General features: G+C 32.4%; 12 protein-coding genes. 1 reads left to right on the plus strand and 11 read right to left on the minus strand.

What is annotated here, in order from left to right; genetic code table 11:
• Positions 1-113: 113 nt before the first annotated feature.
• Positions 114-3,410: a DNA polymerase III subunit alpha gene (gene dnaE, locus RD055328_RS03565; RefSeq protein ID WP_244087433.1), complete on the minus strand. Its 3,297-nt coding sequence runs from the start codon at positions 3,408-3,410 to the stop codon at positions 114-116.
• Positions 3,411-3,531: 121 nt separating this feature from the next.
• On the opposite strand from dnaE, the gene RD055328_RS03570 reads away from it, so the two are divergent.
• Positions 3,532-3,726, plus strand: a complete 195-nt coding sequence (locus RD055328_RS03570; protein WP_244087434.1) for a YjzD family protein — start codon at positions 3,532-3,534, stop codon at positions 3,724-3,726.
• Between the two features lie 43 nt (positions 3,727-3,769).
• On the opposite strand, the gene RD055328_RS03575 is transcribed toward RD055328_RS03570, so the two are convergent.
• From RD055328_RS03575 to RD055328_RS03620, 10 genes are read right to left on the minus strand one after another with little or no spacing between them, the layout of a single operon-like run.
• On the minus strand, positions 3,770-5,083 hold the full coding sequence (locus RD055328_RS03575; protein ID WP_244087435.1) for a hypothetical protein: 1,314 nt from the start codon (positions 5,081-5,083) through the stop codon (positions 3,770-3,772).
• An 18-nt stretch (positions 5,084-5,101) separates the two neighbouring features.
• Positions 5,102-5,530, minus strand: coding sequence for an accessory Sec system protein Asp3 (gene asp3, locus RD055328_RS03580; protein WP_244087436.1), 429 nt, complete (start codon positions 5,528-5,530; stop codon positions 5,102-5,104).
• 1 nt (position 5,531) lies between these two features.
• Positions 5,532-7,073 carry an accessory Sec system protein Asp2 gene (gene asp2, locus RD055328_RS03585; protein WP_244087437.1) on the minus strand — a complete coding sequence of 514 codons (1,542 nt, stop codon included), beginning with the start codon at positions 7,071-7,073 and terminating at the stop codon, positions 5,532-5,534.
• Complete coding sequence (asp1, locus tag RD055328_RS03590) at positions 7,073-8,653, minus strand: accessory Sec system protein Asp1 (RefSeq protein WP_244087438.1); 1,581 nt, start codon at positions 8,651-8,653, stop codon at positions 7,073-7,075. The genes asp2 and asp1 overlap by 1 nt, the downstream gene beginning before the upstream one ends.
• Positions 8,650-9,906 (minus strand): accessory Sec system protein translocase subunit SecY2, encoded by a 1,257-nt coding sequence (gene secY2 / locus RD055328_RS03595; protein WP_244087439.1) that lies wholly within the window; start codon positions 9,904-9,906, stop codon positions 8,650-8,652. Before secY2 ends, asp1 begins: the two co-directional genes overlap by 4 nt.
• A gap of 25 nt (positions 9,907-9,931) precedes the next feature.
• Positions 9,932-10,114 (minus strand): hypothetical protein, encoded by a 183-nt coding sequence (locus RD055328_RS03600; protein WP_244087440.1) that lies wholly within the window; start codon positions 10,112-10,114, stop codon positions 9,932-9,934.
• Positions 10,111-11,445, minus strand: coding sequence for an accessory Sec system glycosylation chaperone GtfB (gene gtfB / locus RD055328_RS03605; RefSeq protein ID WP_244087441.1), 1,335 nt, complete (start codon positions 11,443-11,445; stop codon positions 10,111-10,113). The genes RD055328_RS03600 and gtfB overlap by 4 nt, the downstream gene beginning before the upstream one ends.
• A complete protein-coding gene (gene gtfA / locus RD055328_RS03610; protein WP_244087442.1) occupies positions 11,438-12,949 on the minus strand; it encodes an accessory Sec system glycosyltransferase GtfA in 1,512 nt (503 codons plus the stop codon). The genes gtfB and gtfA overlap by 8 nt, the downstream gene beginning before the upstream one ends.
• An 11-nt stretch (positions 12,950-12,960) precedes the next feature.
• Positions 12,961-13,986 carry a sugar transferase gene (locus RD055328_RS03615; RefSeq protein ID WP_244087443.1) on the minus strand — a complete coding sequence of 342 codons (1,026 nt, stop codon included), beginning with the start codon at positions 13,984-13,986 and terminating at the stop codon, positions 12,961-12,963.
• Positions 13,987-13,995: 9 nt separating this feature from the next.
• On the minus strand, positions 13,996-15,018 hold the full coding sequence (locus RD055328_RS03620) for a beta-1,6-galactofuranosyltransferase (protein WP_244087444.1): 1,023 nt from the start codon (positions 15,016-15,018) through the stop codon (positions 13,996-13,998).
• Positions 15,019-15,024: the final 6 nt, after the last annotated feature.

The raw sequence follows: 15,024 nt of genomic DNA on the forward strand, positions 1-15,024 counted from the left end.
TTCACACTCCTGGTTGAAATATCCCACTTGAGATACCTTTTTAACATTCCTAAAAAGAATACCATTATTTGCTTTTTAAAGGTACCTTTGGAAACGTTTTCCAACGAAAAAAGTTAATTTTTTCTATCGATTATATTTTTAATTCCAAATTTTTTAACCAAACTAGCTTTTAATTCTGATGTGTAATTTATTGCCTTGTCGTCAGAATATAAAACTTTCTCATCAGTCTTAGGATAAAAAACTAATGTTTTTTTAGTTCCAGGATTTTGATTTAACAAATTATTCAAATTAGTTCTTGTTGCATCATCATCCATATTCACTGGCACTCTAATGAATAAAGCATCATCTAGTTTGGTGGCTTTTTTAGGCTGTATAATTTCATTGGCAACAAAATTCAATCTATCCCTATTGTCTCTAGATAACTTCCCTGTGATATAAATAATATTTCCTTCAGATAAGAAATCTTGGGATTTCTTATAAGTTTCAGGAAAGACAGTGACAGAGATATCTGTAGACTCATCTTCGACACTAACAAAGGCCATTTGATCTCCTTTTTTTGTTCTAATGATTCGAATTTCACGAATATAACCAACTACTGTAGCTTTTTTATCTTCTTTTAAATTACCTATATATTCTAGATTCTTATTTCGATAACGTTCAACTGGATGTCCTGAAACATAAGTTCCTAAGTACATTATTTCTTGGTCAAGCTTTTCTGACTCTTCATAATCAGTTACATCATGTTTCTTCGGACTAAGAATATCGAATAACGAAACATTGTTTCCTGATAATTGAATGCTTTCAATTAAATCTCTAGTGTCATATAACAACGCTTTACGATTCTCATTAAATTCATCTAGCGCGCCGCTCAATATTAATGGTTCGATATTATCGTTCTTAACGAATCTAACATCGATTCTTTGTAGGAAGTTCAATACACTAGTAAAGCGACCATCTTTTCGTGCTAATAAAATATTCTTAGCAAAATCACGCCTTACTCCTTTTATACAAGTTAATCCAAACATTATCTCTTTATTTTTGTTTTCAAACATATATGAAGAATTATTAATGCTTGGTTTTTCAATTCTTATTTTTCGAGATTTTGCATCTTGAATATAAGTTTTAACTTTATTTGAATCTTGGATATTAGAATTCAAGATAGCCGTGAAAAATGCTGAAGGAAAATGTGTCTTAATGTAAGCCAGCCAAAAGGCCACCTTACTATAGGCAACCGAATGAGATTTGTTAAATCCATAATTAGCAAATTTTTCGATATAATCATATACCTTTATAGCTGCCTGTTGCTGATGCCCATTAGTAACAGCTCCAGTAATAAACTTATTACGTAATTTTTCAATCTCGTCTTTATGTTTTTTAGCCATAGCTCTTCTTAGTTCATCAGCTTGTGCCAAAGTGAATCCAGCCATAGTTGAAGCAACTTGCATTACCTGTTCTTGGTAAACCAAGATGCCATATGTCGATTGCAAAATAGGCTTCAAAGACGCGTCTGGATAAGAAACAACTTCATTATTATTCTTTCTAGCCGCAAAAGTATCAATATTTTGCATTGGACCCGGACGATACAAAGCATTGACTGCAACTATGTCTTCAAAAGAATCTGGTCTAATCTTTCGTAAAACATTTCTGATACCTGAAGATTCAAATTGGAAAACTCCATCAGTATCGCCGCGCTGAAACATTTTTAATGTAGCTTCATCATTAAGGTTGATTTTTTCAGTAAGTAATTTCTTTCCTACTTGTTTAGTAACATTCTTAATAGCGTTATCTAAGATTGTAAGATTTCTTAGACCTAAGAAATCCATCTTTAACAATCCCAGACTTTCAACATTATCTTTAGTTTGCTGTGTCAGTGCAATTCCATCAGATCCCATACGCAAAGCAACTGTCTCAGTTAATTCCGATTTACCAAGCACAATTCCGGCCGCATGAGTTGAAAAATGTCTTGGTAATCCTTCAATCTTAATAGCCGTATCATATAACAATTTATTCAATTCATTAGCTTCAACTAGATCTTTAAATTTTGATGAGTCTTGATAAGCCGTTAATAAATCTACTTTTAATCCTGCAGGAACGGCATTTGACCATTTATTCATTTCTATCTGGCTTTGGCCAAATACTCTTCCCACATCACGTAATGCCATCTTAGAAGCTAATGTACCAAAAGTAATTATTTGCGCCATATGGCTTTGACCATATTTTTCTTGCATATAAAGAACTAATTCATCACGTCTAGTATCTGGAATATCTAGGTCAATATCCGGCATGCTAACACGTTCTGGGTTCAAGAATCTTTCGAACAGTAAATTATATTCAATTGGATCTACGCCAGTTATGTTTAGCGCATATGAAACCAGTGATCCCGCGGCTGACCCACGACCTGGCCCCGTAATAATTTTTTTTTCATGAGCGTGCCTAATTACGTCCCAAATAATTAAGAAGTAATCAGCAAACCCCATTTCATTGATAATATTTAATTCATATAAAGCACGTTCTTGATAATTTTTTGGAACCACGTTATTGAATCTTTTTTTCAATCCAGAAACCACTAAATCTTGCAGATATTGTGACGATGATTTCTGATTAGGCGTTTTAAATACTGGCAATTCAGCACGTTTAAACTCAATTTCTACATTACATTCATCAGCAATTTTTTGAGTATTTATTGCTGTTTCATTTAACTGCAATTGTTGATAATATTCAGTCAAATCGGAAGCATTCTTTAGATAGAAATCACCACCACGTTGTGAATAATCTAATGGATTATCAAATACATCACCATCATCTATCATTCTCAGTATTTGTGTTGCAAAAGCTTGATCTGAATTAAGATAATGCGTATTTTCAACAAAAGCGGTTGGAATATTAAGCTCTTGGCTAATTCGTAATTGAATTTCAAATAAACTCTTTAAATTAGAAGAAATTCCAATAAAAATATTATTTCGGTCTGTATATTTACTTAAAATATCAAAGAATTCATTAGAACGCTCATTAAGTTCCATGATTTCTGATTTATCCGCGGAAGTAATTATAAATAAACCATCTAAATACTCAGCAATTTTAGAAAAAGATACATTATTTTCAGCTAATAAAATTATTGATGATATTTTTAATAAGTTCTGATATCCTCGATGATTTTTTGCTAAAAGAATAAGACGATATATTTTGTCTTGATTAATTACTCCACCAACTTCTATCGTTAAACCGATAATTGGCTTTATATCTTGTTTTTTTGCTTCATTATAAAAATCTACACTACCATATAGATTATTCAAATCTGTTAAGGCAATAGAAGTATAACCACGTTTTTTAGCTTCTTTAACAAGATCACTAACTTGAGTTGGACTTTTTAACAAACTAAAGCTACTAAATGTTTGTAATTGTGTTTGCATAAAAAGCCCTCCTTTTTCAATAAGTAAATTATATCAAAGTCACAAAATTATATCAGCTTTGTTGGTTTAGCAATTAAAAATATGATAGAATACTTTCAATAGTTGAAAGCGAGATGATAACATGAAGTACGTTATGACAGTTTTTTGGGCAATCATTTTGGGACAAGTAGCCGGATTTATCGGATCAGCATTAACTCACGGTAAATTCGATTCAATGCTTACATTAATTATTTCTATAATCTTCGGCATTATAGTAACAATTCTTCCCTTAATCTTACAAAATTCATCACCAGCACCCGAAATTAAAGACAAATAAAAAAAACTTCCTAAGTTAGGAAGTTTTTTTTATTTGTCTTTAATTATATCTTATTAATTTCTAACAATATTTCTTTAGCACGAACATAATTAGGTTCATCCGGATAAAGATTATTTCGGAAATAATTCAAGAATTCATCTGAAAGATAAATGTTTTTTAACCCTTCTAAATCATTGTTATATAGATCAATTATAAACTTATCAATCCCCAGATCAGGAGCAGGATTAACTTCGTTGGTTGCCACCTCATATAAAGGTTTTTCATTTAATAATGAAACTATTTCAAAGACTGATTTCTTCAATTGAATTCCCGAACGAATCATTCCGCCAATCACTTCAAGATTATCAAGTTTTTGTTGATAATCTTCTTCAGTAATATTCAATACCAAATCTTCTAATTGGGTTAGATCATCAATCACCCAGCCAATATTGTTCTCAAGAACATAATCGGCTAACGCAATTTTTGACCAAACAATTAAAGGTATTTCAGCCGCTATATACATTGAAAATTTGTGAGGAGTATTTAAAATCTCATATAATCCTTTACCCCCAATTACTTCAGGATAGTCTAACGAATCCCAAACTAATCCGTAAGCTCCCTCAAGTGACATAATCAATGCATCTGGATCAAACTTGCCCATGATATTAGCATTAGGATGTTCTTTTAAATAGAATTTAACGCCGTTTTCACCACTATTTTCACCGCTTGAACCACCATAAATATTAAAATTAATCCTTGGTGAATTATCCATTAATTCATTAAGACTTCTATTTTTTTCAAAACTTCCAGCAAAAATAACTGTATCAGATTTTTCTGTACGATCAGTAACCATAAGCGTATCGAAGCCATGAGGTCCTGATATACTTATTGGCCCTTCATAACCTATATCATGACGTAACTGCACTGCCATATTTTCCGTTGGACAAATCAAAGCATCAAACTCTCTTAATTGAATATATGCTAAGTAATAACTAAAAGCCGGATTGACTTCTTTATTCTTCCAATCATTATAGTCGCCACGATACAAATTAATATCATGAATATAACCTACGACCTTAGCACCATAAAGTCGTGCTCGCTTGAAAAAGAATTCCAAATATTTAGGCGAATTAGTCCCATTAGGATATAACTGAATAATGATGTCGCCTTTTTTAATCTCAGATAGCATCCCATCCATACGCCCATTTAATGATTCATCAGGCTCATCATCCCAGTCATAAGCAAACATCGGGATTGGCCTGGCACCAATTTGTTCTAAAAATTTGTGAGCATCTTGTCTAGCTTTTCCTGCTGCACCATAATTTCTAAACGGAACATTGCGGGCACCACTGACAACTTTTCCATACCATATATTCATGTCTATCTCCCTTATTTATTAGTCAACTGAATCAGAAATAACTAACTTATCGAACTCAATTATTCTTGCACCTTTATTAATTAATTCAATTTGATAATTATAAGCATCTTCTAAATAAACAAACTCTTGATTACTGTTTTTAATCACTTCCATGCCAACTTTATTATCAAAACGATCAAAAAAAGTAATTAATACGAAGAACTTATTCTCAGGAATACTCTTGCTATCAACTGTTAGTTGATACTTCTGATTACGTTTCAACAATGGCAATTCCATAAGAATTCTATTTGATTGAAATGGTAATTTCGATGACCAGCGAACAATACTTGTTCCTGGGGACATAATATCATTTCGAAAACTAACGGACTTATCATGATTAAACTTAACTTTTGAACCATAGAAGAAATAATCACTATTATCTTGATACCATTTAATCTCAAAATTCATATTATTTCCCCTTTCTTCCATAATCCTTACGTAAAATTCGCTTATATTGTGCATTGAACCAATCAACAATTGCACTGGTATTATCATTATGTCGACCCAGTACACCTTTACTAATAACATTACTATCTGACATAGACAACACATCTAATAAGTCATGATAAGCAGTTGCATCATAATCATCGTTTTTCATATAGGCGATATTAAATTCCGTATTAGTAAAATCTGCACTCTTAAATTGTTTCCAGAATCTATCATTCAGTCTTTGACTGCTATTAGGTGTCAAATCACCTTCCAGCATATTTTGCATATCTAAAGACTCCACGAAATCCATACCAGGTCGTACAATTGTATGATTAGCAACTGCATTACCAATACTTGCTATCGGTTTACCTAGAACAATATATTTAGGATGTAACCTAGTACCATAAAATAATGCGCCAAAAGTCCCCATTGATAATCCAGATAAAAGCAAATCATCATTAGTAAAACCTAACTTATCAAGACTATCTTGTATAGCTTGTGTTATAGCATCCTCTAAATAGTCACTACCTATGTAAAAAGATCCACCTTGTAATCTCTGATCGGCAATCAATAGAAATGGTGTACCGAGGGCTTTCATCATGTAATACCCTTCAAAACCTTCGGCACCTTTGAAACCAGAAAAATATACTGTCAAAGGTGGTTTTAAGTCACCTGGGTTAAGCAAATAAAACAACTCATCATTGTTTTTGGGGTCCATAACTTTTTTACCACCAAGTAAGAACTCGCCATAACCGTGACGAGACATCCGATAATGCAATGGACCTACATTCAAGGTTCCGCTACCCTTAACCACTAAGGATACAGCCATATAAGCTTCATCTTCATTACTATCAATAGTAATACCAGATTGAATCTGAGATTCAGAAAAAGTTAAAACCTCAGAAATTAGATTAGATCCTGAAATAATTTTTTCACACACCAATTCAATTTCAACATCATCACTATGTTCAAATTGTAAAACCAGGTCCAAATTATTAACATCTAAAGAGACATTTTTTTGCCAAGTAAGTAATGGTTTATTATCAACAGATGAGAAGTCACCTTTTAATTGTAAATATGCTTCACCATTTTGTTTGATACCACCTGTGAAACTCTCATCAACCTTGATTTGATAACTTCGTAAATAAACCCCAAATTGTCCACTGAAGAAATCTCTAGCAATACTATCAATTACTGACTGTTTATCAGATAAATCCCAAAAATGTGGCAACTTCAAATCAATAACTTGCTTATCAATCTCTTGCTCTAATTGCTTATCAATAATTAAAGAATATGCTTCAATATTATTCTTTAACTTATTGAATAATTCTTCTGAAACAGAATCAGTAAATACTGTTACATTAATTTTTTCTTTCTTTAGCTTCTTAAAATCTTCGTCTACATAATTATCAGAGTCAAGATAACGCCATTCTACTTGTTTGGATTCATCCAAGTTCAAGACAGTATCAAGCCAATTATTCTTTCCAACTTGCAAGACCAAAATTTTTGTATCTACAGCCATTATTGTTCTCCCGTTATTTCTAGCAAATAATTTTTAAGAGCATCACCAGAATACTGCGAAATTTTCTGTGCAGAGTACGCACGTGCATCTTGCCAATACTTCAATTGGTTTAAGTAACGATTAAGTGCTTTTTTTAAACTTGCTATATCTTTGATAACAATCCCATTTTTGTTCTCTTCAACAAATTCAGTTTTAACCATGTTAATTTGTGGAATTCCAGTACTAATTGCAGCTATCTGTGTGAATTGATCCGGTTGATGTGACAAATCAACAATGATTCGAGCTCTATTCAAACTCTTCATAAGCTCATCGTCAGTATTAATTATTTCATAAGCTATACCTTCAATAACTTCAGCAAGGAACTTCACATTCGAGTTGAATTTTAATAAGTAAAGCTGATCTACCGGATTTTCACTTGCCTTTAATTCCATAAATTGTTTAATTAGGTCAAGTGTATCTGGATAGAGTTGATTAATTATTTCATTAACAATACCTTTTAACTTATCTTCATCATCAAGATTACCTCGAAGAGTTAATCCAATCTTACGGTCTTCTTTCTCGTCACCAGTTTTTTTCATGTTTTTGAATATGTATTTTAATATCTCTAATATTGCATCATGCAAATCGCTATCAGACAAATTTCTAGCATCAAAAAAGATTACTTCTTCTTTCATCTCTTGACTCTTGCCAAACTCGAATCTCGTATCATAAGGACTTATTTTATGTATCGTATTTAAGTCCCCTACAATCTTATTCAGCTGTTCATAATTCGAATCAGAATCAACCAAGGAACTCTTAATATCAGTGACAAACTCTTTTAACATTTTCTTTTTGTCTTTTGAAAAAGTAAATCTATCAGCAAAAAAAGAAGCTGTTAATTGTTTTTTGAATTTAACATTCTTCATGTACATAAAATTATCATCAGTTATCGACATAACTATGGAATCATTATCATCTAATTCACTTAGTTTCTTATTCAACATCTCGAATTCAATCTCATGCATATTCGAATATTCTAACTGTGACAAATATTGGTTAGTAGCTGAATTAACTTTCACAACATGACTGTCAGCAAACTCATGCAACACCCAATCCCCATCAAGATTGAAGTAGCTAGTATATAATAATTTTTCATCTTGAAATATTTCTCGTGAAGAGATGAATCCTCGATCATCATAGTGATCATGATAAATAGGTAGTCCATCTTTAAAATAAAGAGCACTTTGAACCTGACCACTTTGCTCTGTACGTATCTCAGCAATTGTTTGGTCATCACTTCTGGCCAAAATAACAAATGGAGTATAAATCAATCGGATATCATCATCAAAATCGAAATCATCTAATGTTACGGCTCTTTGTTGAACTTCGGTAATTCCTTGAAGCTCGTCAAATAAATTCCAATAATTACTCTCTAAGATTTCATAACGATGCAAGAAATATCTACAAAAAGGCATGTAATTACTTACTAAGACTTGATACGCATCATCACTATGCATAAATGACTTAACTTGACCAATCAAGTCATCTGATGAAACGTTATTAATTGTCTTTTCATGCCATGAAGGAATAAAAGTTATCATTTTTTGCTCCTTTTAATTTTGACTTCCGCAAACTCTGAGTAACTCCCACGTCCATATAATGAAACGAATTGAATTAATATTTGTTGAATTAGAATTAACCACATACTCCACATTGTAATTAGAAATGCCCATTCTTGAATAGGCTGATAAACAACGCCCACTAACATTGGAACACCCATTACTAAAACATTAAACAATGTACCTACAGTTGCCACGCGCATAACCTTGTCATGCAGATACTTCTCAGTATTCTTTCCAGGGTAGACATTTGGAAAATAATCGCCTGATTTTTTCATGTTCTCTGCTATTTCTTTGTTATCAATATTAACAAATGAGAATGCATAACTAAGTAGAATAACAACTAATATCAAAAAAATTATTCCTGGTAGGTTATCCTGACTCAAGTAATAATTTACTGTGCTAAGAATCTGAGAATCAGGATAATAAATACTTAATAAACTAATAGCATATTGAGGCAGTGCCACAATCGTAAAAGCATACATGAAAGGCATTCCACCAGCAGGGTTAACAGATATTGGAAGATATGATTCTGATTCATATTTGTTATTTAGCATAATGTGTTTAACTGGCAGGCGTAACTGCCCGTTAATAAAAAATATCGTAAAGACTGAAAAAATTATTACACCAATAATTACGGCAATTAAGATTAAAATCGTTTTGTAATCATCGAATTTTATAGTTGAAATTTCTGCTCGAATTCTCTGAATGAACCCACGAGACATCCCTGCCATAACAATGATAGTTGCCCCACCAAGTCCATAGTGCATATTCAAATTGCCTAGCCAAATTAATACGGCAACTCCAGATAATAGAATTATCATTAGCATTATTAATCTAGTTGTTGAGCCTTCATTAAGATTACCCTGTAAAATCAAGCCTGCTGCTTGAATAGCACCAAAAAACATACTTGCAAAAAATTTCGCCATATAACTCTGTTTTTTTGTTAGATTATCAATTTTAGGAATCTTGATAGCTGTAAGTGCCCTCCACAAAATTAACGCCGACATCCACGGACCAATTCCGATTGAAAAAAGTGACATTCTATCTAATGACATCCCTGCCATCTGCAAAGAAAATGCCGCGTTAGGATTCTTAGTCAATAACGTCAACATTGGCTTAGCGTTAATTCCTGGAAGAGTTATATTACTTCCAACAATATAAATAACTGTCACAAAAAGTGTGAACAGTATTTTTTTGTATGCTATTTTTTGATACATTTTCTTTAAATCCATAATTAACTAACTACTTTCATTCCAGTTATTTTGAAAAAATATTAATTAGAATTGTAATTAATCCAGCCGCAATTCCGGCGAATAATAAAACCGAAGTAATAATTGCTACGGCAGAATGCTTGGGCTTCTTGTTGATTAATTTTGTTTCTTCGTGAATCTTTTCAGTCTTTTGAGTTATTTTTTTTTCGATAGGATTTTTTTCTGTCATGCTAATGTCCTTTTATACTCTGCTATTGTAGCTTGTCCGGCTGCTTGTCGTTGGTCTGACAAAGCTTGTTTATAATCAGCATAGTTTTTTGCGGCATTTTTTAATTTATCACTCAATAATGTTACTTGTTCGTGATTAATTATATTTTGTGGATCAATAAATGCCTTGTTATGAACTGTGTTATCAAATGCGAAAATCAATTTGTTATTATCAAATATTTGGCGAATAATATTCACCACTTCATTACCATGATTAATATCTAGATAGAATGAACACTGTCTAGATAAATCATTAATCTCTTCAATTGTAGTATTAGGATGAAGTGTAATATTTTCATGTCTTTCAAAATCCATTAATTTACTAGACATTTCTGTTAATGCTGCAATATGGATTTGCCATCCTGGCAATTCCTGGACTAATTCACTCAAACCTTCAACTTGATCAGAGTTGGTCAAAACAAATATTGAGTTGTTCATATTGGTATTGTCATGATAATCATAGATGAAGCCAAGATAACTTAAAATGTCTTGATTATCGGTTTGTTTTTGAAGTCTTACAAACTCATCATAACTCTGAACAATAATCTTCTTAGTTAGAGATTCCTCAGAATCAATAATAGATCTCATATTACCAGGCATTTCTTGTGACTCTTCTTGCCAGAATAATACATGAGAAGTGTTTTCTGGTTCCTGATTAGCTTCTAGCTTATCAACAATGAAGAATGGTATTGATAATGAATTATAATAAATACTATCGAGACTTAATTTTGCACAATCAAAATAAAAAATCACAAAATCAATATATGAATCAAATACATAGTTCTTACCTTGATACATAACCTGAATCGTATCAGTAATGTGATTGAATAATATAACTTCTTGTTGTTGTTTATTAAAATAACTAGTTAATGACAAATCACCATCACTATAAGTTTTCTTACCAAACAACTTACCAAACTTGTTATACATATCAACTTGACGGACACGTTCGATATCGTTGTACCATTTAACTTCTTTGATAATACGGTAATCATTGCCACGATTACTATATTCTATTTGTCCACGTTTTTTGTAACCTTCAAATATCTCACCACTTTGTGAGCTTCCCTTAATTTCCCAATAATTAGGAACAGCCACTTCATTGAAGAACTTAGGTTCTGAGGTTTCAGACTCATCATACATCCCTGTAAAAAATGCAACTGGTGATGTTGCTCCATCAAACAAGAAACCATCATCATTAAGAATTACTGTTTGATTATTGAATCCAGCAGTATTAAGTGAACGGATTAAGTCAGCAGCTTTAGCATCATATTTATCGAATAAGTTAATCATTGACTTGCTCCTTTTCTAATTGTAACCACATCTCTTGAATTCTAGTTGTAAGAAATGGCTTGGCAATCTTATATGAATATTCACCCATCTCAGCTAGCTTCTTATCATCTGACATTAACTCTACTAATGTCTCAGTGAAATCATTAACATTTCTAGGCGTATCATTCTTATGGTATTCAATCAAGAAACCATTCTTACCATTATCAATAAATGTTTGATTACCATATTTAACATCTAATCCAACCATTGGTAATCCAGAACCAACGGCTTCTAATAATGTTAATCCAAAGCCCTCACTTGTGGAGCCAGATACATAGGCATCATATTGACAATAGATATCACTTAAATCGTGGTGACCTTTTAGATGGATATAATCACTAGCATGGAATCTACCAATCATATCCTGTAACTTCTTTCTTTGAGAACCACGACCATAAATATCCAAGCTAATATCTGAAATACTTTCATGTGCTTTAGCAACAGCTTCAACAAGCCAATCGATGTGCTTCTCACTAGCTAGTCTTGAAGCTGTGATTAATGAATGACGAACACGATTATCACCAGGAGTTAATTCATCAATACTTCCGACTGGAATAGCATAGATTTTGATATCGCCTTTGTGATATTTCTTGAATTGATCTTCAATAACTTGTTTTTGAATCTCCGTTGCAGTAATGAAGAAGTCGATACTACCAGCATTTTCAAGTTGGTATTCATAAAAATTATTCCAAAGAATTCGCTTATCGGTTGTAAGAGGTTCATTATAATGCTCAGCATGAACTACTACTCCGACCTTCATTTTGCATTCATTCTTTGTCTTGATAATAGAAGGCCCATTATCAGTCGATCTATCCATAATCAAAATATCATCTTCAGTCATATTTAATGATTTCAAGAAGTATTCAGCTAGAGCTTCTTTAGAATAAATAGTCCGATCTTTAAGGATATATAGACTTTGTGCACCATTCAATAGTTCATCATAAGCTCTTGAACCATCTTCATTGAAGAAGCGACGTTGATATAGATTATCTTTGTCCTTAACTGGCTTATAGTATTCAGAATAAGTTCTTACATAAGAATAGAAATCTTTTTGGACTAAATCATCATTAATAAAAGTTTCTACTAAATAAACTGTATTTTCACCACAATGGCGATCTACATGCGCTTTAAGTCGTAGCTTACCACCATTGAAGTTATATTGTTTACCAAATGTTGTCGGATGAGTTGAGTCTAGCTTCTGCGTGAATGTTGCTTCTAAATCATCAATAGTATAAGTAGTTGGACTAATCTTCACATCAGTGAAATATTGATACATCCAAATAATCTCATCATCTTCAAAACCGATATTTTTTGTCATTGGTTGAAGATTCTCTTCAAATAAATCCGTAAAAATAAATTTGGCATGTTGATTGTTTTTTCTAAAAATATTGGCACGGTAGGCTTGAGCATATTCAACCCCACTACTTGCCCAGCCGATTCCAATATTGAGATTATAAATCGTCATTTCAATTCCCCTTAGTGCTCTAGTAATATTTGTTCTTCAACTTCTAATAATAATTTTTTTGCAAAGAAACCACTTCTAACGAGTGCCGAGACATTCTTTGTATTTTGAGCCATCACATTGTATTCATCATTAGTTATATTTTTTACATATTCAGCTACATCATCTAATGAATCAGCAACATACCCTATTCCATATTTTTCAACAAATTTTTGCTTAGCTAGTCCCTTGTTAACAATAATCGGAATCCCCGCAGCTAAGTATGTGCTGAACTTATATGAAGCATTCATCGTTGAATATTCGCGTTCTGCTTGATTATCAATATCTTCACTCCACACCAAACCAAAGCCACCGTTATTCAGCTCATGAAGAAGTAATTCATCTTCCATGTAGCCTTTGACATTCATATGTTCGGTACTTCTTACCGTAGTATCATCAGGTCCATTGGGACGACAATATACATTCAAGTCAATATCCTTATCCCAGTTAATTGAGAATGGGAATCTTATGAAATTACCTATGAAATTAATCTCACGTTTAAAAGTAGGCAACTTGAAGTCATTAGTTCTTGTATAGTGATCCCAGATTCCTTGAACAATATATGGTGTAGTTAAGCCTTCTGATAATAATTTGTTACCCATCTTTTCTGAAGGAACAATGACTAAATCAGCCTTATCATAGGCTTCAATGAAGCGTGGCATCAAATAATAGTTGTTCTCAAACATCAAGGGAATCAAGTCTTGAATGAAAACAATTAACTTAATATTTAATTCCTTAATTCTATTAATAAGTGCTTCCTCAAACTCAAAATTATTCCAAGTAGGTGTTTGTAAAATAATTAAGTCATCTTTACTAACACGACCAAGTATTGTGTCAATTCTCGCTTTAAGTTCCGAATCAGAATCATTTAAGGTCCCATTAGTGGGAACTGGCAATTCAATATACCCTTGATCTTTAGCTATCTTAGTAAACATGAATTGAGCATTTCTAGCTGTACTAAAGAAACTATGACCATATAAATTAGTAATAAATTTTTTCATATTTCACCTTTAATGTTTTAAGAGTAAGAATTCTTCAACTTCTAATAATAATTTTTTGGTAAAGAAACCATCTTTTATCAACCACGAAACATTATTTACATTCTTAATTAAGTCATCATATTCTGCTTCAGACATATTCTTTACATAATCAACTGCATCATCTAATGAACTAGCAATATAACCAATCTTATTTTTCTTAACAAATTCTTGTTTTGCTAAAAGTTCGTTAGCAATAATCGGAATACCTGCGGCTAAGTACGCACTGAACTTAAATGATACATTCATCTTCGAATATTCACGTTCAGATCGATTCTCAATATTCTCACTCCATACTAAACCAAAGCCACCTTGATTTAATTCATGTAATAATAATTCATCACTTTTGAAACCTCTAACATGTAAGTAATCATGACTATAAACTATTCCATTAGGTCCTTTAGGCTGACTGAATACATCTAAGTCAATATCTTTATCCCAGTTAATCGTGAAGGGAAATCTATCAAAGTCACCCGCAAAATTAAGTTTTTTTTGAAAACTAGGTCTACTTAGTTGTACTAAACTAGTCGGATGGTCCCAAAGTTCTTGAATAATATAAGGTATATTCAATCCTTCGCTTACTAGCTTTTGCCCCATTTGTTCAGATGGAACAATAATTAAATCCGCCTTATTATAGGCATCTAAGTAGCGTTGCATTAAATAATAGTTACTGTCAAACATTAACGGTACGAAGTCATGAACAAAGACTACCATCTTATCAACTCTTTGACGCAAGCGTTCAAGAAATACCTCATCAAAAGCTATCCCATTCCAAGAAGGCATCTGGGCAATCACTAAATTTTCAGGCCAAAGTGGTGTCAAAATGCCATCAATTTGGCTTCTTAATTCAGAATCTGAGTCTTCTGACGCACGAAGTGTTGGAATTGCTAACTCTAAATACCCTTCATCCTTAGCAATGTCAGTAACCATATGTTGAGCATACATTGCTGTACTAGCATTACCATGCCCATATAAATTGGTGATATATTTTTCCATAACAAT

This window comes from Companilactobacillus sp. RD055328, assembly GCF_022835675.1.
In the GTDB taxonomy this organism is placed as follows: Bacteria; Bacillota; Bacilli; order Lactobacillales; family Lactobacillaceae; genus BQUT01.